This is a genomic window from Actinokineospora terrae, from assembly GCF_900111175.1.
Classification (GTDB): domain Bacteria; phylum Actinomycetota; class Actinomycetes; order Mycobacteriales; family Pseudonocardiaceae; genus Actinokineospora; species Actinokineospora terrae.
The window spans coordinates 174,504-196,692 of sequence record NZ_FOGI01000007.1 but is presented as its reverse complement, the minus strand read 5'-3'; the positions used below and the strand labels follow the sequence as shown (position 1 = coordinate 196,692).

Sequence of the window (22,189 nt, the reverse complement as noted above, 5' to 3'; positions counted from 1 at the left end):
CCCTGACCGAGGCCCGAGACGTCATGTTGAATGTGGGTATGAGCGCCAAGGCTGACCCGGCTCGCGCCGGGCAGCCCGGCGCGAGCACATCGCTGGACGCCTACCTGCCCGACCACGGCAACGGCGGCTACCAGGTGACGCACTACGACCTCGACCTGGTCTACCGGGTCGGTCCGGGCAGGCTGGAGGGCCGCGCGCGGATCACGGCGGTGGCGACGCAGGCGCTGTCGAGGTTCAGCCTCGACTTCTCCGGTCTGCGGAGCACCAAGGTGACCATCAACGGCAAGCCGGTGCGGCACGCCCAACGGGGCAGGAAGCTGCACATCACGCCGAACCGCTCCTTACCGGACGGCGGCAGGTTCACCATCGAGGTCCGGTACATGGGTTCACCGGCGCCGATCCCCAGTCACTGGGGCGAGATCGGGTGGGACTACCTGGACGACGGCGTGATCGTCGCCAGCCAGCCGATAGGCGCACCGTCGTGGTTCCCGTGCAACGACCACCCCAGCAGCAAGGCGACGTACCGGATCGCCGTCTCGGTAGCGTCGCCGTACCTGGTTGTCGCTACCGGGGTCCTGGAGTCCAAGCAGTCCGCGGCGAGCACGACGACGTGGGAGTTCCGACTGTCCCAGCCGACACCGACCTACCTGGTCAGTGTCCAAATCGGACGCTACGCGGAGTACTCGTTCGCCACCGTGCCGATGATGCACGCCGCCGTCCCCGCCCGCCTCGCCGTGCCGTTCGAGCACGACTTCGGGCGCCAGCCGCGGATGCTGGTCGAGTTCGAGCGGATGTTCGGCCCCTACCCGTTCGAGCAGTACGGGGTGGTCGTGGTCGACGCCGAACTGGACGCGCCGATCGAGGCGCAGTCACTGTCGATCTTCGGCAGCAACCACGTCGACGGGGTGCGCGGCAGCGAGCGGCTGGTGGCGCACGAGCTGGCGCACCAGTGGTTCGGCAACAGCCTGACCGTGGCCGAGTGGCGCCACATCTGGCTCAACGAGGGCTTCGCGAACTACGCGGAGTGGCTGTGGTCCGAGGTGTCCGGCGGGGCCGCGGCGGACGTGCACGCGATGCGCGCGTGGCGACAACTGTCGGAGCTACCGCAAGACCTGCGCATCGGCGACCCCGGCACGCGGCACCTGTTCGACGACCGCGTGTACTTGCGTGGCGCGGTCACGCTGCACGCGCTGCGCCTACGCCTGGGTGACGACGCGTTCTTCGCGCTGCTGCGGGTGTGGACCTCGGCGCACCGGCACGGCAACGTGACCACCGCCGATTTCACCGCGCTCGCCCAGCGGCACACGCCGTGGCCGTTGACCGAGCTTTTCGCGAACTGGTTGAACTCACCCATCCTGCCCGCTTTCCCACGCCGAACGCCCGGCGCGGACCGGTAAGTGTGACTGGCCCGCGCCAGGTGTGCCCGACCGCGGCCGCGCGGAAGGTGCTGTCCGGTAGGTCTGGTGCGTGGGATTCGTGATCCGTGTGGTTCCTGGGTGCGCGGACGGGAAGCCGCTCGTACTGGACGTACTTGGGCTTTCCGGCCGTGCGGCCAGGGGCCGCGCGGGCGCGGATAGCGCGTGCCGGAACTGCCGGACAGCGCCTTGTGAGGCCGGGCGCGGAAAGGCACCGAATCGGCGTTTCGGGAAACCGGAGGGGCCCAGCAGGGCCGCGACTCGGGACACGCGTCAGCGCCACCACACGCCGACTCGAGCCTCGGGGCGCTCACCGCGAACGGTGACCTCCGGCAGGTTTCCCACGACCATGATGCACCCGCGACACGCCTGCTGACGAGCGATTTTCCGGTCTCGCGCACCTGGCGGCGGCGATCACGCGCGGTGATCAGCCCGCCAGCAACGCGTCCAGCCCAGCGGCGACCACGCGGTCGGTGTCCTCCCGGTATTTCAAGACAGCACCGAGGGTCAGGGCGGCGGTGGCGACGTCGACTGATTCACGCCCCAATGCGATAAGAGCCGCTGCCCAGTCAATCGTCTCCGCCACTCCTGGCGGCTTCAACAACTCCATCTCCCGCAATCGGCGGACAGCGTTAACGACCTGGATCGCCAACCGTTCGCCGACTTCCGGCAGTCGCTTCCGCAGAATTGCCAGTTCGCGATCCAGCGACGGGTGATCCAACCAGTGGTAGAGGCAACGCCGCTTAAGAGCGTCGTGCACTTCCCGTGTCCGGTTGGACGTCAGCACCACCAGCGGCGGTACGGCGGCACGGATCTCGCCCAGTTCCGGCACTGTCACGGCGTTCTCGCTCAGGATCTCCAGCAGGAACGCCTCGAACTCGTCGTCAGCGCGGTCGATCTCGTCGATCAGCAGGACACACGGGGACTCCAGCGCCCGCAGCAACGGCCGCGCCAAGAGGAATCGCCTGCTGTAGATGGATTCCACCGATGTACCTGCTCTTAGCTCAAGCAACTGCCGCGGGAAGTCCCACTCATAGAGGGCCTGCGTGGCGTCGATGCCTTCGTAGCACTGGAGCCGCACCAGTTCGACGTCCAGCGCTGAGGCCAACGCCGACGCCAGGGCTGTCTTGCCGGTACCCGGCTCGCCCTCGCAGAAGAGGGGCCTGCCCATCCGCACGGCGAGGTAAGCCGCCGTGGAGAGGCCCTCATCGGCCAGGTACCCGACCCGGTCAAGAGCGCTGGCCATGTCCTCCGGCGTAAGGACCCGCATGCGGGTCACCCTAGCCCGACCCGGAAGCGACCCCTAGTCCGGAACCCGGGTCCTTCCCCGATGGCAGGACGCCGTTGACCAGCCACTCTTGAGCCATGACGAACGAGACGCACACCAAGGTCCAGGACCACGTCCGCAAGTTCCGCCGCAGCCGGTCCGACCGGATGGTGGCAGGCGTGTGCGGCGGCATCGCCAGGGCGATGGGGGTGGACGCCCCGATCGTGCGGATCGGCCTGGTCGCCGCCACCCTGCTCGGCTTCGGCACCGGCGCGGTCATCTACCTGGCCTGCTGGATCCTGCTCCCCGAGGACGACTGACGGGCTAGTGTCACCCGGTGGCTGACCAGCGGATCGGGACCGCGCGCGTCCTCGTGCTGATCGCCTCGGCCGCGGTGTTCGCCGCGGGTGGGGTGGTCTGCTTCCTGGTCCTGCTGTTCGGGCCCACGATCAAGGACGGCGACCCGGTCGCGGGCACCATCGCGTACACGGCGCTCAGCCTGGCCACCGCTGGGGGCGCGGTGGCCATCGCGGTCCGCGCCGCGACCACCAGGAAGGTGGTTCTCGGCGGCTGCGGCACGCTGCTGGTGGGAACGCTGGTGGCCGCGGGGGCGATGGTCCTGCTGGTGACCGGGTGAGTGACAAAAACGTGTCACGGCACAAACTGGCCAACAGACGTTTGTATCCGCGGGCGCCGCGGGGGCTCTTGTAGGTGTCTGAGTAGAACTACTCGCCACCGGAGCCACCATGAGCCAGCACCTCACCACGCGGGGCACCCCGTGGCGGCTGGCGGCCCGGCAACCGGCTACCGCGTTCTACCAGCGAGGACATGGCCACACCAGCGCGCCAGGTCGCACCGACCTGGCGCAGGCGTGACCACGGCGACGACCGGCGGTCGGATGGGTGCAGGGGACCCGTCCGGCCGCCGGGCCGCGCTCGCGGACGGGAGCGGAGGGGGAGCACGTCGTGGCGCTGGTGCAGCTGTCCGCTCAGGACGCCGAGCGGCCGACCGAGTTGCACCGGGGGGATACCGTCGAGTTGCGACTCCCGGAGTCCGCGACCACCGGCTACCGGTGGCGCTGGTGGCTTCCCGAGGCACTGCGCATGATCGCCGACGAGCACGTCCCGGCGACGGTCGGCGCTGGTGCGCCGGGTGCCGCGGGCGAGCGGCGGTTGGCCTTCGACGTCACGACGACCGGTCAGCACGAACTCCGGGCCGAACTGGCCAGACCGTGGGAAGGGCAGGCGCGGCAGGCACTGACGTTCGTCCTGCACGCGCAGTAGTGACACTGATGGAGTACAGCTTCACCCGAACGAGTGAGTCAGGATGGGCCGGGACGCACCGACCTGACATCGGACGATGTAGCCAGTGCCACCAGGATGCACAACCCCGGCAGACGGAGAATGGGGTGGGAGCGGTGACCGAGCTCCACGCGACGAGGACGAACCCGCCGTGGGAGGGCCTAGAGGGGACCGAGCGGCACGCGGCGTGTGTGATCGCTGCGCGCGAGGGGCACAGAGGGGCGCTCGACGTCCTCGTGGCCGAGCTGACCCCGCTGGTGTGGCACATCGCCAGAGGCGCCGGGCTGGACCGCTCGGCGGCCGAGGACGTCGCGCAGACCGTGTGGCTGGCGCTGCTGCGCCACGTCGACTCGATCGCCGAACCCAGGGCCGTGGTCGGCTGGCTGATCACCACGACCCGGCGCGAGGCCAAGCGGACCCGCCAGCGCTCGGCCACCCAGGTCGAGCTGCTGCCCGAGGTCGCCGAGCACGTGCCGAGCACGGAGCCGATGCCCGAGGCCGAGGCGCTGCGGACCGAGCGCGACCGGCAGCTGTGGTCGGCGTTCCACCGGCTCGACCAGCGCTGCCAGGAACTGCTCCGGCTCACCGTGCTGGCGGGCCGGGCCGAGTACAAGGTGGTCGCCGAGGTGCTGCGGATGCCGCACGGGAGCATCGGCCCGACCAGGGGTCGTTGCCTCACCGCACTGCGTTCGCTGTACGACAATGGGGATGGTGGCAGATGAGGACCATGGACGACTACGAGATGGACCCTGCCGAGCAGGAGTTCTGGCTGGCCCAGGTGGCCAGGATCGTCGACGAGCTCGACCCGGTCCCCGCGGGGCTGGTCGAGCGCGCCCAGTTCGCCATCGACCTCGAGGACATCGACGCCGAGGTGGAGCTGGAGGCGGCGCGCTGGGCCGACCAGCGCCCGCTGGCCGGTGTCCGCGGCGGCGCCCCCGGCACGATCACCTTCTTCGTCGGCGACCTGACCGTCATGGTCAACGTGACCAGGACCGGCGAGAAGCAGCGCATCGACGGCTGGTTGGTGCCCGCGGGTGAGCACGGGGTCGAGGTCAGGGTCGCCGACCAGGGCTCCAAGACCACGACCGCCGACGAGGGCGGCCGGTTCGTGCTCACCGAGATCCCGCGGGGCACCACGCAGATCCTGGTCCGGATGAACGGCGGCAAGCCCAGGACCGTGGTCACGCCGACTGTCGAGCTCTGAGCCCACCCAGCGCGGCGGGCAGTTCGGCCGCGCTGACCACGCCGACCCACTGGGTCGCCCTGGTCAGGGCCACGTAGAGGTCGTTGAGCCCGCGCTCGGACTCGGCGACGACGGTGGCGGGCTCGACCACGAGCACGCCGTCGAACTCCAGGCCCTTGGACTGCCGGACGGTCAGGACGACGACCCGGCTCTCCAGCTCCGGCCGCTCCCCCACCGCCGCGTCGGGCACCCGCGCCAGTACTGCCTGGCCGATGTCTTCCACCAGGCAAGCGGGCACGAGCACGGCCACCGTCCCGAGGTGGTCCTGGGCGGCCAAGTCCGCGACCGTCTCCGGTAGCTCCGCCTCCGCCACCTGCCGCACCCACGGCTCGACGCCCGTCTCACGGACCGAGCTCGGTGGGGTCAACCCCGTCCCCAGCTCCGCGAGCACGTTCGCCGCTACCGCCATGATCTCGGCGGGTGTGCGGTAGTTGACCGTCAGCTCTGTCAGGCGCCAGCGGTCCTCGACGTACGGGGCGAGGATGCCCGCCCAGGTGTCGGTACCGGCTAGATCGCCGGTTTGGGCCACATCGCCGACCAGGGTCATCGAGCGTGTCGGGCAGCGGCGCATGAGGACCCGCCAGGCCATGGCGGACAACTCCTGCGCCTCGTCCACGATCACGTGCCCGAAGGTCCAGGACCGGTCGGCGGCGGCGCGCTCGGCGGCCGTGCGGTGGTCCTCGTCGTCGTGGCGCTCAGCGAGCCGTCCGGCGTCGATGAGGTCGTAGGCGGTCAGGATGTCCGGGTCGGCGTCGTCTTCCATCTGGAGGATGTCCAGGACGCCCTGCGCGTAGTCCTGCTCGTCGCGCTGGCGGCGCCGCGCGGCCGCCTGTTCGGCGCGGTCGTCGACGCCGAGCAGTTCGGCGGCCTCGTCGAGCAGCGGGGCGTCGGCGGCGGTCCAGCCGAGCCGGGGCGACCGCAGCAACAGGGCGCGGTCAGCCTCGTCGAGGTCCGGTAGGGCCGTCTCCAGGCGCTCCGCGGACGCGTAGAGGTCGGCCAGGAACTCCTGAGGGGTCAGCTGCGGCCACAGGTCCTCGATGGCGTCCTGCACGGCGTCGTCCGCCGCCAGCTCGCGGCGGATGTCGGCCATGTCGGCCTCGTCGAGGAACTCCGCGCCGAGGCGGTTCGCCTCCTGCCGGGCGAGGGCGGCCACGATCGCCTCGGCGAAGACAGGCCTGCCCTCGTTGTGCGTGCGACGGTTCCCCCTAGCCCTACCGCGCGCGGCAGTGATGGTGGCGAGGTCGAGCACCATCTCCTCGCGCTCGACGACGAGCACCATCGGGTCCAGCGGCACCTCTTGCCGGTCCGCCACCGCGCGGCGCAGTGCGGCGACCATGTCGATGCTGCCCTTGATCTCAGCGGCACGGGCAGGCTCGGGGCGGTGGCCGCGCTCACCGGGGTAGAGATCGCCAACGGTCTGCAACAGCACGCCCGTCTCCCCCAGGGAGGGGAGGACCTGACCGATGTACTTGAGGAACGTCGCGTTAGGACCAACGATCAGCACGCCGCGCCGGGACAACTGCTGGCGGTATGTGTAAAGCAGGTATGCCGCCCGGTGCAGCGCCACCGCCGTCTTACCCGTGCCGGGGCCACCTTGGACTACCAGGACACCGTTCAGACCGGACCGGATGATCTCGTCTTGCTCAGCCTGGATGGTCTCGACGATGTCGGACATGCGACCGGTCCTGGTCGCGTTGAGCGCGGAGAGCAGCGCGGCCTCGCCGACCAGACCGCCACCCGCGGTGTCCTGGTCGTCGGCGAGGTCGAGCACCTCGTCGTCGATGCCGGTGACCCGGCGCAGGGACGTGCGGATGTGGCGGCGCCTGCGCACCCCGTCCGGGGAGGCGGCGGTGGCCAGGTAGAACGGCCTGCTCGCCGGGGCGCGCCAATCCATCAGCAGCGGTTCGTAGTCGCCTTCGGAGTCGAACAGGCCAATGCGGCCGATGTAGCTGCGGGTGCCGTCGGCGAAATCGAGCCTGCCGAAGCACAGCCCGTTCTCCGCGGCGCCGTAGTGCGCCAACTGCTCGCTGTAATGCGAGGTGGCGGCGTCCCGCTGGGTCATCGCCTGCGGGTTGCTGCTGCTCTCCCGCAGGGTCCTGGCCAGCCGGGAGTCGGTGTCGGCCCGGAGTCCGTCGAGGTGCGCGTAGAGCATGCTGACGTATTCCTGCTCCACGTCGATCTCGGTTGACAATCGTCCTCCAATTGCCCTATAATGCCACTAGCCGCAATTCTGTCGGCATTCTCCAGCGCCAATTCCGCTAATGTAGCGCATTCTTTCGCGTCCTGTCGCGGCCAGTGCCGGTAAACGCACGAAGGCCCGGCCCCACGAGGGGCCGGGCCTTTGTTCAGCGTGCGCCGAGCGGGGGCTGGATCAGAAGTCCATGCCACCGGTCGGGTCGCCGCCACCGGCCGGGGCACCGGCCTTCTCCGGCTTGTCGGCGACGACAGCCTCGGTGGTGAGGAACAGCGCGGCGATCGACGCGGCGTTCTGCAGCGCCGAGCGGGTCACCTTGGTCGGGTCCGGCACGCCTGCGGCGAGCAGGTCCTCGTAGACACCGGTCGCGGCGTTGAGGCCGTGGCCCTGCGGCAGGCCCTTGACCTTCTCCACCACGACGCCACCCTCGAGACCGGCGTTGATCGCGATCTGCTTGAGCGGCGCCTCGACGGCGACCTTGACGATGTTGGCACCGGTGGCCTCGTCGCCCTCGAGCTTGAGACCGGCGAACGCGGCCTCGGCGGCCTGCAGCAGGGCCACGCCGCCACCGGCGACGATGCCCTCCTCCACGGCGGCCTTGGCGTTGCGCACCGCGTCCTCGATGCGGTGCTTGCGCTCCTTGAGCTCGACCTCGGTGGCGGCACCGGCCTTGATGACGGCCACGCCGCCCGCGAGCTTGGCCAGGCGCTCCTGGAGCTTCTCGCGGTCGTAGTCGGAGTCCGACTTCTCGATCTCGGCGCGGATCTGGTTCACCCGGCCCTGGATCTGCTCGGCGTCACCAGCGCCCTCGACCACGGTGGTCTCGTCCTTGGTGACGACGACCTTGCGGGCCTTGCCGAGCAGCTCGATGCCCGCGTTCTCCAGCTTGAGGCCGACGTCCTCGCTGATGACCTGGCCACCGGTGAGGATGGCGATGTCCTGCAGGATCGCCTTGCGGCGGTCGCCGAAGCCGGGGGCCTTGACCGCGACCGACTTGAAGGTGCCGCGGATCTTGTTGACGACCAGGGTCGCCAGCGCCTCGCCCTCGACGTCCTCGGAGATGATCAGCAGCGGCTTGCCGGACTGCATGACCTTCTCCAGCAGCGGGAGCAGGTCCTTGACCGAGGAGATCTTGGAGCCGAACAGCAGGATGTACGGGTCCTCGAGGACCGCTTCCTGGCGCTCGGGGTCGGTCACGAAGTAACCGGAGATGTAGCCCTTGTCGAAGCGCATGCCCTCGGTGAGCTCGAGCTCCATACCGAGCGCGTTGCTCTCCTCGACGGTGATGACGCCTTCCTTGCCCACCTTGTCGAGCGCCTCGGCGATCAGCTCGCCGATGGTGGTGTCGCCCGCGGAGATGGACGCGGTTGCCGCGATCTGCTCCTTGGTCTCGACCTCCTTGGCGGACTTGTGCAGCTGCTCGATGACCGCCTCGACGGCCTGCTCGATGCCGCGCTTGAGCGACAGCGGGTCGGCGCCTGCGGCGACGTTGCGCAAGCCCTCGCGCACCAGCGCCTGGGCGAGCACGGTTGCGGTGGTGGTGCCGTCACCGGCGACGTCGTCGGTCTTCTTCGCGACCTCCTTGACCAGCTCGGCCCCGATCTTCTCCCACGGGTCCTCGAGCTCGATCTCCTTCGCGATCGACACGCCGTCGTTGGTGATCGTCGGCGCGCCCCACTTCTTCTCGAGCACGACGTTGCGGCCCCTCGGGCCGAGCGTCACCTTGACGGCGTCGGCGAGGGTGTTCAGTCCGCGCTCGAGACCGCGACGCGCTTCCTCGTCAAACGCGATCAACTTGGCCATTGCGGTGTGGTCCTCCATCGGATGGATACACGTAGCGCGGCCAGGCTCGGTGCCCGCGACGGACGACCGGCGTCAACGCCGGCCTCACCGTCCCGACCTTCTGGCACTCGGCGACCCCGAGTGCTAGTTCGTGTTTAGCACTCGGGGCACGCGAGTGCAAGAAATGCAGCTCACGGGGGTGGCACGATCGTGATGGTCGGCAGCGGTCGGCGCGAGGTCGTCGTCGGCGGCGAACTGGGCCTGCTGGTGCCCCCGGGGCCGACCTGGATCGGCGGCGCGGTCGGGCCGGGACCGGTGCCGGGTTCGTCGCCGGGACCGCCCGTGAGCAGCAGGATCGCGGTGATGATGGCCCCGATCGCGACGACGCCGACGATCACCGGGGCGATCCAGCGGGTGCCGCTCTTCTTCTCGTCGAACGCGGTGGTCCGCACGGGAGCGGGTGGCCGCAAGCGGACCGGTTCCGGCTGGACGGGGGGTGGCGACTGGTACTGCGGACGCAGCTGCTCGATGGGGGCCACGAGCGTCTGGTTGGGCACACGGGGCGGCGGTGGCCCCATCGGGCGCTGCGGGGCGTTAGAGAGCGCCTGACGTGCAGCGGCGATCAGTTCGCGGCAGCTGGCGTAGCGGTGCGTGGGGCTCTTGGCCATGCCGCGGCGGATCACGTCGTTGATCGCGGGCGGCAGCGCGATGTAGTCGGTCAGCGTCGGGACGTCACGGTTGAGGTGGCCCTGGATGACTTCCGACACTTGACCGTGGAAGGGAGGCCTACCGGCCAGGCACGCGAACAGCACGCAGGCGAGCGAGTAGGCGTCGGTGCGACCGTCCACCGGCTCCCCGCGCAGGTGCTCCGGCGCGGCGTAGGTGGGGGAACCGAGGAAGTCGCCGCCCCTGGTGCGGTGGCCGGTGGCGCCGCGGCGGGTCAGGCCGAAGTCGGCGACGTAGATGTGCTCGGTCGCGGACTCGCGGGCGGTGACCAGCACGTTCGCCGGTTTGACGTCGAGGTGGACCAGACCGCGCTCGTGCAGGTTGTCCAGCGCCTCGGCCACCTGGGCCAGCAGGCTCAGCGCGCGCTGCGGGGCGATCGGGCCGTCCTTGACCAGGGTGGCCATGTCGAAGCCGTCGACCAGCCGCATCGCGATGTAGAGCAGCCCGTCGACCTCGCCGAAGTCGTAGAGCGGGACGACGTTGGCGTGGTCGATCGCGGAGGTGTTGCGGGCCTCGTCGACGAAGCGCTCGCGGAACTCGGGGTCCTCGGTGAGGTGCTCGGCGATGACTTTGAGGGCCACCTTGCGGCCGAGCCGGATGTCGGTCGCCCGGTACATCACGCTCATGCCGCCCTTACCGAGCACACCGTCGATGCGGTAATGCCCTAGGCGACGCCCGGTTAGGTCATCCGACACGCACGCGAGCGTAACGTCCGCGTTGTGACGGCCGCGTCCGGTTCGGTCAACGGGCGGGCAAGATTGGCGGGGTGAACGCGGCCAAGCGCGGGTTGACCCCGCAGGAGTACCGGCTCGAAGTCCAGGCGTTGCTGCCACCGCTGCCGGTGGTGCGGCTTCCTTTGGCGATGTGCAGAGGACTAGTGCTCGCCGAGGACGTGGCGACCGCGGTGTCGCTACCGCCGTTCGACAACTCCGCCATGGACGGGTACGCGGTGCGTGCGTCCGATGTGGTCAGTGCCACCGCCGAGAACCCCGTGCGGCTCCCGGTCGCCGATGACATCCCGGCGGGGCGGACCGATGTGGTCCCGCTCGCCCCTGGCACCGCGCAACGGATCATGACCGGCGCGCCGCTGCCGGAAGGTGCCGACGCGATCATCCAGGTTGAGCTGACCGACGGCGGTACCGAAACCGTCCGCATTGACGCGTCGGTGCCCGCGCGCACGCACGTGCGATTCGTCGGCGAGGACGTCACCGAAGGCGACGTGATCCTACGGGCGGGAACGGTCTTGCACCCGCCGCAGCTCGGTTTGGCTGCCGCGGTCGGCTTGGCCGGTCTGCCAGTACGGCGGCCGCCGCGGGTTCTTGTGCTGTCCACGGGCTCTGAGTTGATCCCACCAGGTGAACCTCTGCCGCCGGGGCACATCTATGAGTCGAACAGCGTGCTGTTGGCCGCGGCCGTCGAGGAGATCGGCGCCAAGGCCGTCGTGCTGCGGTCGGTCGCGGACGACGTCGCGGCGTTCCGCGCGGTCCTCGCGCAGCACGTCGGTGAGGCCGATCTGCTGATCACCTCCGGTGGGGTGAGCGCAGGCGCATATGAGGTGGTCAAGGACGCGCTGTCCGGTCAAGGCGTGGAGTTCGTCCGGGTCGCGATGCAGCCGGGCGGACCACAAGGGCTTGGCAACTTCGAAGGGCTGCCGGTGGTGACGCTGCCGGGCAATCCGGTTAGCGCTGCCTTGTCGTTCGAGGTGTTCCTCCGACCGGCCTTGCTGGCGGCTATGGGGCACACCAACACAGACCGCCCGCGGGCGCGGGCGCGCGCGACCGCGGCGATGTCGTCACCGCCGAACCGGGTGCAGTACCGCAGGGGCCGCCACGACGCGGGTCACGTCGAGGTCGTCCCGGTAGGTGGACCGGGCTCCCACCTGTTGGCCTCGTTCGCGGCGTCGAACTGCCTGATCGAGATCCCGGTCGGGGTCGCGGAGGTGGCGGCGGGCGACGAGGTCGACCTGGTCCTGCTCGACTGAAGGCGCCAAGTAACCATATACTGACCCAAGGAAGTCAATTCCTCACAACCGGTCATTGATCCACCGGATGGCCGCCGGCTACACTGGACGGGTTCCACGAGGGCGCCCGATGGCCGGGTATGTGCCGTCGGGGGGTGCATACCCGGACCATCGGGTGCCCCTGTCCGCCCAGGTGGCGGCTACCTCCCCGAGCTGACCCCCGGCTGGCGTAGCGTGTGCGGAAATCCGGCCTAGACACGAGGAAACCGCGACCACGATGACCGCTCACCAGCCCAAGAAGGCAGGCGCGCTCCAGCACGCCGTCGAGTTGACCAAGAGCATCATCCCCCCGGTGCACCCGGGCGGTAGGCCGTTCATCCTCGGCGCGCTCGGGGCGACCCTCGCGGTGCGGCTGCTGTCCAAGCGGGCCGGTGTGGGCACCGCGATCTTCACCGCCTGGCTCGCGTGGTTCTTCCGAGAGCCCAAGCGCGTCACCCCGCGCCGCCCCGGGATCGCCGTGGCCCCAGCGGACGGCACCGTGTCGCACGTGGTCGAGGCGGTCCCCCCGGCGGAGCTCGACCTCGGCGACGAGCCCATGCTGCGCGTCAGCGTGTTCCTGTCGGTGTTCGACGTGCACGTCCAGCGCGCGCCCGCGACCGGTCAGGTCGTCCGCGCGGCGCACAAGTCCGGCCAGTTCCTCTCCGCGGACCTCGACGAGGCCAGTGAGGTCAACGAGCGCAACAGCCTGCACGTGCGCACCGACGAGGGGCACGACCTCGTCGTGGTGCAGATCGCGGGCCTGGTCGCGCGGCGCATCATCTGCCAGGTGTCCGACGGCGACAAGGTCCTGGCAGGCAGCACCTACGGGCTGATCCGCTTCGGTTCGCGCGTGGACCTCTACGTCCCCGTTGGCAGCCGCGTCCTGGTCGAGCCAGGTCAGCGGACCATCGGCGGGGAGACAGTGCTGGCCGAGCTGCCCTCGGCGGGCTGACCGATGGCCCCGACCGCGCCCGGTGTCCGGTTGCTGCCCAACGCGCTGACCGTCCTGGCCATGTGCGCGGGCCTGTCCGCCGTCCAGTTCGTCCTCAACGGCCAGCCCACCGCCGCGATCGCCGCGATCGCCATCGCCGCGGTGCTCGACAGCCTCGACGGGCGCATCGCCCGGCTGCTCGACGCCACCAGCAAGATGGGTGCCGAGCTCGACTCGCTCGCCGACGCCATCTCCTTCGGCGTCGCGCCCGCGCTGATGCTCTACGTCTGGCGCTTCGGCGGCGACCGGGTCGGCTGGGTGGTCGCGCTCATCTTCGCCGTGTGCATGATCCTGCGCCTGGCGCGGTTCAACACGCTGCTCGAGGACACCGAGCAACCGGTCTACACGAAGGAGTTCTTCGTCGGGGTGCCCGCGCCCGCCGGTGGCCTGCTGGTGCTGCTGCCGCTGATCCTGACCATCGAGTACGGCGACAACGGGCACTGGTGGCAGTCCAAGGCGGCCGTGATGGTGTGGATCGTCGCGGTGGCCGCGCTCGCGATCAGCCGCATCCCCACGCTGTCGGTGAAGACCGCGCGCGTGTCCCCGCGTGCGGTGGCGCCGCTGCTGGTCCTCGTGGGACTGGTCGCGGCGGCGGTGATCACTTACCCGCTCGTGACGCTGGCCGTGGTGCTGGTCCTCTACCTGCTGCACATCCCCTACGCGGTCCGGCGCAAGCACTGGCTGGCCAACAACCCCGAGGCGTGGGACGTGCCGCCGCGCGAGCGCAGGGCGATCCGCCGGGCGCACGGCTCGCGGCGCAGGCTCGGCCTGCGCCCGCCGCTGCGCCGGGTCGCCGGTGCCGCCCGCCGGGCCGTGCTGCGGCCGATGCGCAACGGCGACGCGCCCGGTGTCCCGCTGCCGACCGACCCGAGGCCACCCGGCGCGCGGGGCAAGGCGTGGCGGCGCACCGGCCTGCGGAAGAACGAGCGGCCCGGGGAGAGCAAGCCCCGCTGACGAGCCTGTGGACAACTCCCGCGGCAATCGGCGGGAACGCTCTACTCTCGTCGACGTGGGAACTCAGATCACGTTGACCGCGCGGCTCACACCGTCCGCGCTGGACACCCGGCGCGGTGTCGTCCGGCTGCACCCCGAGGTGTTCGACGCGCTCGGGCTGCGCCAGTGGGACGCCGTCCGGCTCACCGGCGCCAGGGTCAGCGCCGCGCTCGCCGCCGAGGGCGACCGGGGCGCGGCCACCGGTGTCGTGCTGCTCGACGACGTGACCATGTCGAACCTCGGGGTCACCGAGGGCGCCGAGGTCGTGGTGGCGCCGGTGGAGGTGGCCCTGGCGCGCGCGGTCACCGTTGCCGGGTCGCGGCTGGCGTCGACCTCGCTGCCGCCGGAGACGGTGCGGCTCGCGCTGGTGGGCAAGGTGCTGACCCTCGGCGACGCGGTGTCGCTGCTGCCGCAGGACCTGGCGCCGCCGCCGGAGGCCGATGTGTCCGCCGTGCGCGGCAAGCTGTCCCGGGCGATCGGGATGACCTGGACCAATGAGCTGCTGACGGTGACCTCGGTCGAGCCAGCGGGCGCGGTGACCGTGCATCCGTCCACTGTGGTCGGTTGGCGGGACGGCGCGCGCACGGGTGAGCGGGCGGCGGTGGCGGTCGGCGGCGAGACGGTGGTGCGGGCCGTCGCCGAACCGGTCGGGGTGGCCGCGGTCGCCGAGGTGAGCGCGCCGGAGCCGATCGAGGCCGCGGACCTGGTCGGCGCGCAGGAAGCGGTGCGCACGCTCGGGGAGTGGTTCGAGCTGGCGTTCCTGCGGCCGGAACTGCTGGAACGGCTCGGTGCCGCGCCCCGGCTGGGGGTGCTGGTCAGCGGGCCGGAGGGGGTGGGCAAGGCCAGCGTGGTGCGCGCGGTCGCCCGCTCGGTCGACGCCGAGGTGGTCGAGCTCGCGGGCCCGACGATCGCGGTGCTGGAGGCGAATGCGGCGGCCGCCCGGCTCGGGGCCGCGGTCGAGCGGGCGCGCGCGGTGTCGGCGGCGGGCAAGGCCGCGGTGCTGATGATCAACGACGTCGACGCGCTGCTGCCCGCGACCTCTCCCCCGCCGGTGGCGACGGTGGTGCTGGACACCCTGCGCGCGGCGATCGGGATCGCGAGGGTGGCGCTGGTCGTCACGACCGCGCACCCGGAGGCCGTCGACCCGCGGTTGCGCGGTGTGGAACTGGTGGACCGCGAGCTGCGGGTGCCGTCGCCGGACGCCAAGACCCGCGCCGAGCTGCTGCGGGTGCTCTACCGCGACCTGCCGGTCGAGTCCGGAGTGGACTTCGCGGCGGTGGGTGAGCGCACCCCGGGGTTCGTGGCCGCGGACCTGATCGCGCTGCGCCGGGAGTCCGCGATCCGGGCGGCGTTGCGCGAAGCCACCAGCATCGGCGCGGACGACGTGTTCGGCGCGCTGCAGACGGTGCGGCCCACCTCGGTCAGCACGACGTCGGTGCGCACCGGCGACATCCAGCTCGACGACGTCGGCGACATGGTCGAGACCAAGCAGGCGCTCACCGAGGCGGTGCTGTGGCCGCTGCGGTACCCGGACTCGTTCGCCCGGCTCGGGGTCGCGCCGCCGCGCGGGGTGCTGCTGTACGGGCCGCCGGGTGGCGGCAAGACGTTCCTGGTGCGGGCGCTCGCGGGGACCGGGCAGCTGAACGTGCTGTCGGTCAAGGGCGCCGAGCTGATGGACAAGTGGGTCGGCGAGTCGGAGCGCGCGGTGCGGGAGCTGTTCCGCAAGGCGAGCGAGGCCGCGCCCGCCCTGGTGTTCCTCGACGAGATCGACGCGCTCGCCCCGCGCCGGGGCCAGTCGTCGGACTCGGGCGTTGCCGACCGCGTGGTCGCCGCGCTGCTCACCGAACTCGACGGCGTGGAACCGCTGCGCGATGTGGTGGTCGTCGGCGCCACCAACCGGCCCGACCTGGTCGACCCGGCGCTGCTGCGCCCCGGCCGCCTGGAGCGCCTGATCTACGTCCCGCCGCCCGACGCCGAGGCCCGGGCCGCGATCCTGCGCGCCACCAGCAAGAACACCCCGCTGTCCGACGACGTCGACCTCACCGCCTACGCCACCACCCTCGACGGCTACTCCGCCGCCGACTGCGCCGCCCTCATCCGCGAGGCCGCCCTCACCGCCATGCGCGAGTCCCTCGACGCCACCGTCGTCACCGCCCACCACCTCGACGCCGCCCGCGAGAACGTCCGCCCCTCACTCGACCCCGCCCAACTGGCCGACCTGGAGGCGTATGCCACCAACCGCCAAGCCCGCTGACCCCACCGCACCGCCACGGTGTGATCACCAGTCAAGACGATGTTCAGCGGAGACGATGATGTGCTCCTCCGGTCACCGTCTCCGCCGGAACCCCTGCCGCACGCCGGTCAAGAGGACCAGGAGACGACAAAGCCGGTGGTCGTGATCACGACCACCGGCTCCGGGACTGCCTGGCGGGACCTGCTTCTCCGGCCGGGAGAGTGCCGGGCGGGACTGCGCACCCGGCTGGGAGCGGGGACGGGGAGAGCGGGGACGGAGCCCTACTTCTCCTTGGCGACCTTGTAGTCGTTGGTGACGATGAGGATCAGGCCGGGGCGGGAGTCCTTGATGCCGTCGAAGCGCGGTTCGACCCGGAAGTCGAACTGGCTGGCCAGCTGGCGGGCGGCCGCTTCCTGGCCGGTGCCGGGTTCGAAGTAGACGGTGGTGGTGGGGATCTTGCCGCCGGAGTAGTTGCCGACCTGGGCGATCTGCCAGCCGGTCGAGCCGATGTCGTCGGCGGCTCGGGCGGCGAGGCCCGCGATGGTGCTGTTGTTGTAGATGCGCAGCGGCTCGCTGGGGGCGTCGGCGGTGTTGCCCGGCTGGGAGGTCGCCGGGGGCCGCGTGGTGGCGGCGGGCGGGACCGTCGTCGTCACCGTCGGCTGCGGCGGGCTGGGCGGCTCGGTGGTGGTCGCGCCGGGCGCGGTGGGGCGGGGCGGGAGGCTGGTGAGGTCACCGCTGGGGGGCGCGCCCGTGGTGGTGGTGATGACCGCGCTGGGTGGGGCCTGGGCGGCGGGCGGGCTGTCGTCGGTGCTGTCGAAGAGGGTGATCACACCGACCACGGCCGCTGCCGCGGCGACGGCGAGGAGGGTGAGGCCCACCACGCGGGCGGTGCGGGCCTGCCCGCTTGGCTCGGTGCTCATCGCGGGTCCATCCCCAGGCGTCGGGCTGCGCGGGCGCGGTGCCGGGTGGCTCGCATCCGGCGCAGGCGCTTGACCAGCATCGGGTCGGCCTCGAGGGCCTCGGTCTTCTCGATCAACTCGTTGAGCACCTGGTAGTAGCGGGTGCTGGACAACTCGAACAACTCGCGGATCGCCTGGTCCTTGGCGCCCGCGTACTTCCACCACTGCCGCTCGAACGCCAGGATCGCCCGGTCGCGCTCGCTGAGGCCCTCCGGCCGCGCGTGCGCGTGCTCAGGCTGAGGGGGCGACTCAGCAGCGTCCATCTGGCTCCTCGCCTCGCGGTTCGGCTCCGGCGGGCGACCCACCGGCCGCTCGCCGGTGGCCATTACACCACGTCACCGCTGGAGCTGATCGTCACCTCCACGGCGCGTCCACCACGCGTCTCATACCCGCGCGACCGCTCGGGAGAACCCCGTGGGCGGACACCGCCTTTCCCGGCCCGGTTAGGCTTCCGCCCATGACAGTCCACCCGATCCGCATCGTCGGTGATCCGGTCTTGCACACCCCGACCAAGCCGATCGAGCGGTTCGACGACGAACTCAAGGCGCTGGTCGACGACATGTACGACACCATGGCCGCGGCCAACGGGGTCGGGCTGGCGGCCAACCAGATCGGCGTCGGGCTGCGGGTGTTCGTGTACGACTGCCCCGACGACGAGGGCGTGCGGCACCGCGGCGTCGTGGTGAACCCGGTGCTGACCACCTCCGAGGTCCCCGAGGGCATGCCTGACCCGGACGACGACTACGAGGGCTGCCTGTCGGTGCCCGGCGAGACGTTCCCGACCGGGCGGGCGAGCTGGGCGAAGGTGGCCGGCCAGGACGTGGAGGGCGCGCCGATCGAGGTCGAGGGGACCGGGTTCTTCGCGCGCTGCCTGCAACACGAGACCGACCACCTCGACGGTTTGCTCTACCTGAACCGCCTGGTCGGCCGGAACCAGCGCGAGGCGAAGCGGATGGTCAAGGCCAACAAGTGGGGCGTGCCCGGCCTGTCGTGGGACCCGGCCAACTCCGAGGACCCGTTCGCCGATTAACCGGTCGCACCGGGGGCGCCCCCGGGCGCATCATCCCGGCATGACCTGGTCCGGCTTCCTCGCGTTCCTGTTGGCCTCCCTGATCCTCGCCATGGTTCCCGGCGTGGGCACGGCGATGCTGCTGCGGCAGTCGATCCGCGGCGGACGCCGGGGCGCGCTGGCCACGGTGGCGGGCATGGAGCTCGGCGTCGCGGTGTGGGCGGTGGCGGCGGCGTTCGGGCTGTCGGTGCTGCTGGTCGCCTCGGAGGTCGCCTACCAGGCGCTGCGGATCGGCGGGGTCGCGATCCTGCTCTGGTTCGGGGTGCGGGCGCTGTTCGGCAGGCACGTGGACGCCGAGCCGGAGGCGCTGAGCAGCGGGTCCGGGTTCCGGGCCGGGCTGGTGGTCAACGTGGCCAACCCGAAGCTGGCCGTGTTCGCGATCTCGTTCCTGCCGCAGTTCGTCGAACCGGGCGCGGCGCGGTGGGTGCTGGTGGCGCTCGCCGGGCTGTGGGTCGTGGTCGACACCCTCTGGTACCTGCTGGTCATCGCGCTGCTGAGCCGGTTCATGGGCTGGCTGCGGCGCAGCGCGGTGCGGCGCAGGCTGGAACGGGTGTCCGGCGCGGTGCTGATCGGGCTCGGCATCCGGCTCGCCGTGCAGTCCTGACCGTGCAGTCCCGACCGGTCAGGCCGAGCGCCAGGGCAGGTCGGCCAGCGCGGCCATCTCCGCGAAACCGGGGGCCTCGTCGAGTTCCTCGTGCCTGCCCGCGATGAGGTGCACCCGGATGCGGCCGACCTGCGCCTGGGTCGGCACGGCGCCGACCAGCAGGTGCGGCAGCGCCAACCGCCAGAACGCGATCACGGTGTCGCGGCGCTCGCCCGCCCCGCGCAGCGCGGCCACGGCCATCCGGATGGCGTGCTCGTTCGCGGTCATCGCGCCTGCCGGGGCGGTGTGGTCCCACGCCCAGCGGGCCTGGTCGGACTTGGCGCAGTGCAGGCAGGCCGGGCCGGTGCCCAACTCGGTGCGGCAGACCGGGCACGACAGCAGCCGCATGGCCCAGTCGACGCAGGTCCACGCGTGGGTGCCGACCGGGGCGGCCAGCACGGTGGCAGGCAACTCGTCGTCGGCGGGCAGCGCGTCCCAGTCGGCCTTCCACAGCGCGTCGACCCTGTCGGCGCAGGTCGGGCAGCTCCGGTAGCCGCGGCCGAGCGGGTCCGCGCAGGTGGGGCACGGCTCGACCGCCTCGGGTCTGGCCAGAAGCCGGGCTCCGGGCGGGTACGGCAGCGGCATGCACGGAACCTTAGTGGGCAGCTCCCGTTCCGGTGCTCACTCGGCGGCACCCAGCACCCGGCTCAGGTGGCGTCCTTGGCACCCGCCACTCGGCAGCCCCCGCCCTCGCACTTGGCAGCCCCCGCGCTCGCCACTTGGCAGCCCCCGCGCCGCTGGCTAGGGTCGGGCGGACAACTGAACACAGCGCGGGAGCTCGCGCCATGGCGGGCTGAGAGGGCGGCTGGTGTCCCATCCGAGGACCCGGTGCCGCCGACCGATGAACCTGACCGGGTAATGCCGGCGTAGGGAGGATTTTCGTGACCGCACTTGACGACCCCTCGGTTCGACCAGCCGTCACCACCGGACCGATCTCCGGTTCGCACAAGGCCTACCGGGAGACCGCAGACGGGGTGCGGGTGCCCGTCCGCAGGGTGGAGCTGACCAACGGCGAGCACCTCGACCTGTACGACACCTCCGGCCCGTACACCGACCCGGACGCCGCCATCGATGTCCACAGTGGACTTGCCAAGCTGCGCGCCGGGTGGGTGGCCGGTCGCGAACCGGTCGGCGGCGCGGTGACCCAGCTGGCCTACGCCAAGGCCGGGATCATCACCGAGGAGATGCGGTTCTGCGCCGAGCGGGAGGGCGTGTCGGCCGAGTTCGTCCGCGACGAGGTGGCCATCGGCCGGGCGGTGATCCCGGTCAACCGGTGCCACCCCGAGGTGGAGCCCGCGATCATCGGCAAGAAGTTCCACGTCAAGATCAACGCCAACATCGGCAACTCGGCGGTCTCGTCGTCCATCGAGGACGAGGTGGACAAGATGGTGTGGGCGACCCGGTGGGGCGCCGACACGGTGATGGACCTGTCCACCGGCAAGCGCATCCACGAGACCCGCGAGTGGATCCTGCGCAACTCCCCCGTGCCGATCGGGACGGTGCCGATCTACCAGGCGCTGGAGAAGGTCAACGGCGACCCGGCAGCGCTGTCCTGGGAGGTCTACCGGGACACCGTGCTCGAGCAGTGCGAGCAGGGCGTCGACTACATGACCGTGCACGCCGGGGTGCTGCTGCGCTACGTCCCGCTGACCGCGCGGCGGGTCACCGGCATCGTCTCGCGCGGCGGGTCGATCATGGCGGCCTGGTGCCTGGCGCACCACAAGGAGAGCTTCCTCTACACGCACTTCGAGGAGCTCTGCGAGATCCTGCGCACCTACGACGTCACCTTCTCCCTCGGTGACGGGCTGCGGCCGGGGTCGATCGCCGACGCCAACGACGCGGCCCAGTTCGCCGAGCTGCGGACGCTGGGCGAGCTCACGCACATCGCCCGCGCGCACGACGTGCAGGTGATGATCGAGGGGCCAGGGCACGTGCCGATGCACAAGATCGCCGAGAACGTGCGGCTGGAGGAGGAGCTGTGCGGTGAGGCGCCGTTCTACACCCTCGGCCCGCTGGCGACCGACATCGCGCCCGGCTACGACCACATCACCTCGGCCATCGGCGCCGCGCAGATCGGCTGGCTGGGCACCGCGATGCTCTGCTACGTCACGCCCAAGGAGCACCTCGGGCTGCCCAACCGCGACGACGTGAAGACCGGCGTGATCACCTACAAGATCGCCGCGCACGCCGCCGACCTGGCCAAGGGGCACCCGAGGGCGCAGGAGCGCGACGACGCGCTGTCGCGGGCCCGGTTCGAGTTCCGCTGGACCGACCAGTTCAACCTCGCGCTCGACCCGGACACCGCCCGGTCGTTCCACGACGAGACGCTGCCCGCGGAACCGGCCAAGACCGCGCACTTCTGCTCGATGTGCGGGCCCAAGTTCTGCTCCATGAAGATCACGCAGGACGTTCGGCGCTACGCCGACGAACACGGTCTGTCCTCTGTGGAGGCGATCGAGGCGGGCATGGCGGCCAAGTCCGAGGAGTTCGCCGAGCAGGGCAACAAGGTCTACCTGCCGGTGGTCGGGCAGTGACCACGCCGCCCCGCACGCTGACCATCGCCGGGTCCGACTCCGGCGGCGGCGCGGGCATCCAGGCCGACCTGCGGACGTTCTTCGCCTGCGGCGTGCACGGGATGACCGCGATCACGGCGGTGACGGTGCAGAACTCGCTCGGCGTGAGCGGGGTGCACACCATCCCGCCCGAGGTGGTCGCCGCGCAGATCGAGGTGGTGGCCACCGACATCGGCGTGCAGGCGGCCAAGACCGGCATGCTGGCCACCGCGGAGATCATCACCGCGGTGGCCGGGGCGTGCGACCGGGTCGGCATCGGGCGGTCCGGGGTGACCCCGTTCGTGGTCGACCCGGTGTCGGCGTCGATGCACGGCGACCCGCTGCTCACCGACCAGGCCCTCGACGCGCTGCGGTCGCAGCTGTTCCCGCGGGCCTCGCTGGTCACACCGAACCTCGACGAGGTGCGGCTGCTGACCGGGATCGAGGTGCGGTCGCAGGCCCAGCAACGGGACGCGGCCAAGGCGCTCGCCGAGTTCGGCTCGGCGTGGGTGCTGGTCAAGGGCGGGCACCTGTGGGACGACGCGGAGTGCCTGGACCTGCTCTACGACGGGTCCGAGTTCACCGAGTTCGTCGGCCCCCGCTACGACGTCAAGCACACCCACGGCAGCGGCGACACCCTCGCCTCCACCGTGACCTCCGGACTGGCCAAGGGCCTGGACATGGTGGCGGCGGTCCGCGCGGCCAAGGCGTTCATCCAGCGGTCGGTGCAGGACGCGTACCCGCTCGGCGGCGGCGTCGGCCCGGTGTCGCCGCGCTGGCGGCTGCCGGACGCGGACACGTTCCTGCTGTGACCCGACACCG

At 71.2% G+C, this 22,189-nt stretch carries 22 protein-coding genes; 15 read left to right on the top strand and 7 right to left on the bottom strand.

The annotated features are described in order from the left end of the window. Positions 1–38 precede the first annotated feature (38 nt). A complete protein-coding gene (locus tag BMY07_RS17340) occupies positions 39–1,397 on the top strand; it encodes a M1 family metallopeptidase (protein WP_092779468.1) in 1,359 nt (452 codons plus the stop codon). A gap of 445 nt (positions 1,398–1,842) precedes the next feature. Here the strand turns inward: BMY07_RS17340 and BMY07_RS17335 are convergent, their stop codons facing one another. Continuing rightward, on the bottom strand, positions 1,843–2,685 hold the full coding sequence (locus tag BMY07_RS17335) for an AAA family ATPase (RefSeq protein WP_092779466.1): 843 nt from the start codon (positions 2,683–2,685) through the stop codon (positions 1,843–1,845). A gap of 95 nt (positions 2,686–2,780) precedes the next feature. Here BMY07_RS17335 and BMY07_RS17330 point away from each other — a divergent pair, with 95 nt between their 5' ends. The 6 genes from BMY07_RS17330 (at position 2,781) to BMY07_RS17310 (ending at position 5,187) form a co-directional block, all read left to right on the top strand. Continuing rightward, positions 2,781–3,002, top strand: coding sequence for a PspC domain-containing protein (locus BMY07_RS17330; protein ID WP_092779464.1), 222 nt, complete (start codon positions 2,781–2,783; stop codon positions 3,000–3,002). A 17-nt stretch (positions 3,003–3,019) separates the two neighbouring features. Beyond that, on the top strand, positions 3,020–3,319 hold the full coding sequence (locus BMY07_RS17325; protein WP_092779462.1) for a hypothetical protein: 300 nt from the start codon (positions 3,020–3,022) through the stop codon (positions 3,317–3,319). Between the two features lie 109 nt (positions 3,320–3,428). Continuing rightward, positions 3,429–3,557 (top strand): hypothetical protein, encoded by a 129-nt coding sequence (locus BMY07_RS35890; RefSeq protein WP_281245072.1) that lies wholly within the window; start codon positions 3,429–3,431, stop codon positions 3,555–3,557. A gap of 90 nt (positions 3,558–3,647) precedes the next feature. Continuing rightward, complete coding sequence (locus BMY07_RS17320; RefSeq protein WP_092779460.1) at positions 3,648–3,965, top strand: protease inhibitor I42 family protein; 318 nt, start codon at positions 3,648–3,650, stop codon at positions 3,963–3,965. A gap of 134 nt (positions 3,966–4,099) precedes the next feature. Then, positions 4,100–4,705, top strand: coding sequence for an RNA polymerase sigma factor (locus BMY07_RS17315; RefSeq protein ID WP_177215620.1), 606 nt, complete (start codon positions 4,100–4,102; stop codon positions 4,703–4,705). 5 nt (positions 4,706–4,710) lie between these two features. Beyond that, positions 4,711–5,187 (top strand): carboxypeptidase-like regulatory domain-containing protein, encoded by a 477-nt coding sequence (locus BMY07_RS17310; protein WP_092780003.1) that lies wholly within the window; start codon positions 4,711–4,713, stop codon positions 5,185–5,187. Here BMY07_RS17310 and BMY07_RS17305 read toward each other — a convergent pair. From BMY07_RS17305 to BMY07_RS17295, 3 genes are all read right to left on the bottom strand, one after another. After that, positions 5,165–7,378: a HelD family protein gene (locus BMY07_RS17305; RefSeq protein WP_092780001.1), complete on the bottom strand. Its 2,214-nt coding sequence runs from the start codon at positions 7,376–7,378 to the stop codon at positions 5,165–5,167. The two genes, BMY07_RS17310 and BMY07_RS17305, sit on opposite strands and share 23 nt — an antisense overlap. Before the next feature lie 219 nt (positions 7,379–7,597). Next, positions 7,598–9,223: a chaperonin GroEL gene (gene groL, locus BMY07_RS17300; protein WP_092779458.1), complete on the bottom strand. Its 1,626-nt coding sequence runs from the start codon at positions 9,221–9,223 to the stop codon at positions 7,598–7,600. A 170-nt stretch (positions 9,224–9,393) separates the two neighbouring features. Then, a complete protein-coding gene (locus BMY07_RS17295; RefSeq protein ID WP_092779456.1) occupies positions 9,394–10,623 on the bottom strand; it encodes a serine/threonine-protein kinase in 1,230 nt (409 codons plus the stop codon). Between the two features lie 71 nt (positions 10,624–10,694). Between BMY07_RS17295 and moeA the strand changes: the two genes are divergently transcribed. From moeA to BMY07_RS17275, 4 genes are all read left to right on the top strand, one after another. After that, positions 10,695–11,909, top strand: a complete 1,215-nt coding sequence (gene moeA / locus BMY07_RS17290) for a molybdopterin molybdotransferase MoeA (protein WP_425426314.1) — start codon at positions 10,695–10,697, stop codon at positions 11,907–11,909. A gap of 256 nt (positions 11,910–12,165) precedes the next feature. Then, a complete protein-coding gene (locus tag BMY07_RS17285; protein ID WP_092779454.1) occupies positions 12,166–12,879 on the top strand; it encodes a phosphatidylserine decarboxylase in 714 nt (237 codons plus the stop codon). A gap of 3 nt (positions 12,880–12,882) precedes the next feature. Beyond that, on the top strand, positions 12,883–13,872 hold the full coding sequence (pssA, locus tag BMY07_RS17280) for a CDP-diacylglycerol--serine O-phosphatidyltransferase (RefSeq protein ID WP_092779452.1): 990 nt from the start codon (positions 12,883–12,885) through the stop codon (positions 13,870–13,872). A gap of 55 nt (positions 13,873–13,927) precedes the next feature. Beyond that, the gene (locus BMY07_RS17275) at positions 13,928–16,165 is read left to right on the top strand and encodes an AAA family ATPase (RefSeq protein ID WP_092779450.1); all 2,238 of its coding nucleotides are present in this window, start codon (positions 13,928–13,930) and stop codon (positions 16,163–16,165) included. Between the two features lie 260 nt (positions 16,166–16,425). On the opposite strand, the gene BMY07_RS17270 is transcribed toward BMY07_RS17275, so the two are convergent. Both BMY07_RS17270 and BMY07_RS17265 read right to left on the bottom strand, forming a co-directional pair. Further along, on the bottom strand, positions 16,426–17,064 hold the full coding sequence (locus BMY07_RS17270; protein ID WP_092779448.1) for a LytR C-terminal domain-containing protein: 639 nt from the start codon (positions 17,062–17,064) through the stop codon (positions 16,426–16,428). Beyond that, a complete protein-coding gene (locus BMY07_RS17265; protein WP_092779997.1) occupies positions 17,061–17,366 on the bottom strand; it encodes a DUF3263 domain-containing protein in 306 nt (101 codons plus the stop codon). The genes BMY07_RS17270 and BMY07_RS17265 overlap by 4 nt, the downstream gene beginning before the upstream one ends. A gap of 194 nt (positions 17,367–17,560) precedes the next feature. On the opposite strand from BMY07_RS17265, the gene BMY07_RS17260 reads away from it, so the two are divergent. Then, positions 17,561–18,133 carry a peptide deformylase gene (locus tag BMY07_RS17260; RefSeq protein ID WP_092779446.1) on the top strand — a complete coding sequence of 191 codons (573 nt, stop codon included), beginning with the start codon at positions 17,561–17,563 and terminating at the stop codon, positions 18,131–18,133. A 40-nt stretch (positions 18,134–18,173) separates the two neighbouring features. After that, the gene (locus BMY07_RS17255) at positions 18,174–18,776 is read left to right on the top strand and encodes a LysE family translocator (protein ID WP_092779444.1); all 603 of its coding nucleotides are present in this window, start codon (positions 18,174–18,176) and stop codon (positions 18,774–18,776) included. 18 nt (positions 18,777–18,794) lie between these two features. Here BMY07_RS17255 and BMY07_RS17250 read toward each other — a convergent pair whose 3' ends face one another. Beyond that, complete coding sequence (locus BMY07_RS17250; protein WP_092779442.1) at positions 18,795–19,400, bottom strand: hypothetical protein; 606 nt, start codon at positions 19,398–19,400, stop codon at positions 18,795–18,797. Between the two features lie 296 nt (positions 19,401–19,696). On the opposite strand from BMY07_RS17250, the gene thiC reads away from it, so the two are divergent. Further along, the gene (thiC, locus tag BMY07_RS17245; RefSeq protein ID WP_092779440.1) at positions 19,697–21,349 is read left to right on the top strand and encodes a phosphomethylpyrimidine synthase ThiC; all 1,653 of its coding nucleotides are present in this window, start codon (positions 19,697–19,699) and stop codon (positions 21,347–21,349) included. Continuing rightward, positions 21,346–22,179: a bifunctional hydroxymethylpyrimidine kinase/phosphomethylpyrimidine kinase gene (thiD, locus tag BMY07_RS17240; RefSeq protein WP_092779438.1), complete on the top strand. Its 834-nt coding sequence runs from the start codon at positions 21,346–21,348 to the stop codon at positions 22,177–22,179. Before thiC ends, thiD begins: the two co-directional genes overlap by 4 nt. The last annotated feature ends 10 nt before the right edge of the window (positions 22,180–22,189 follow it).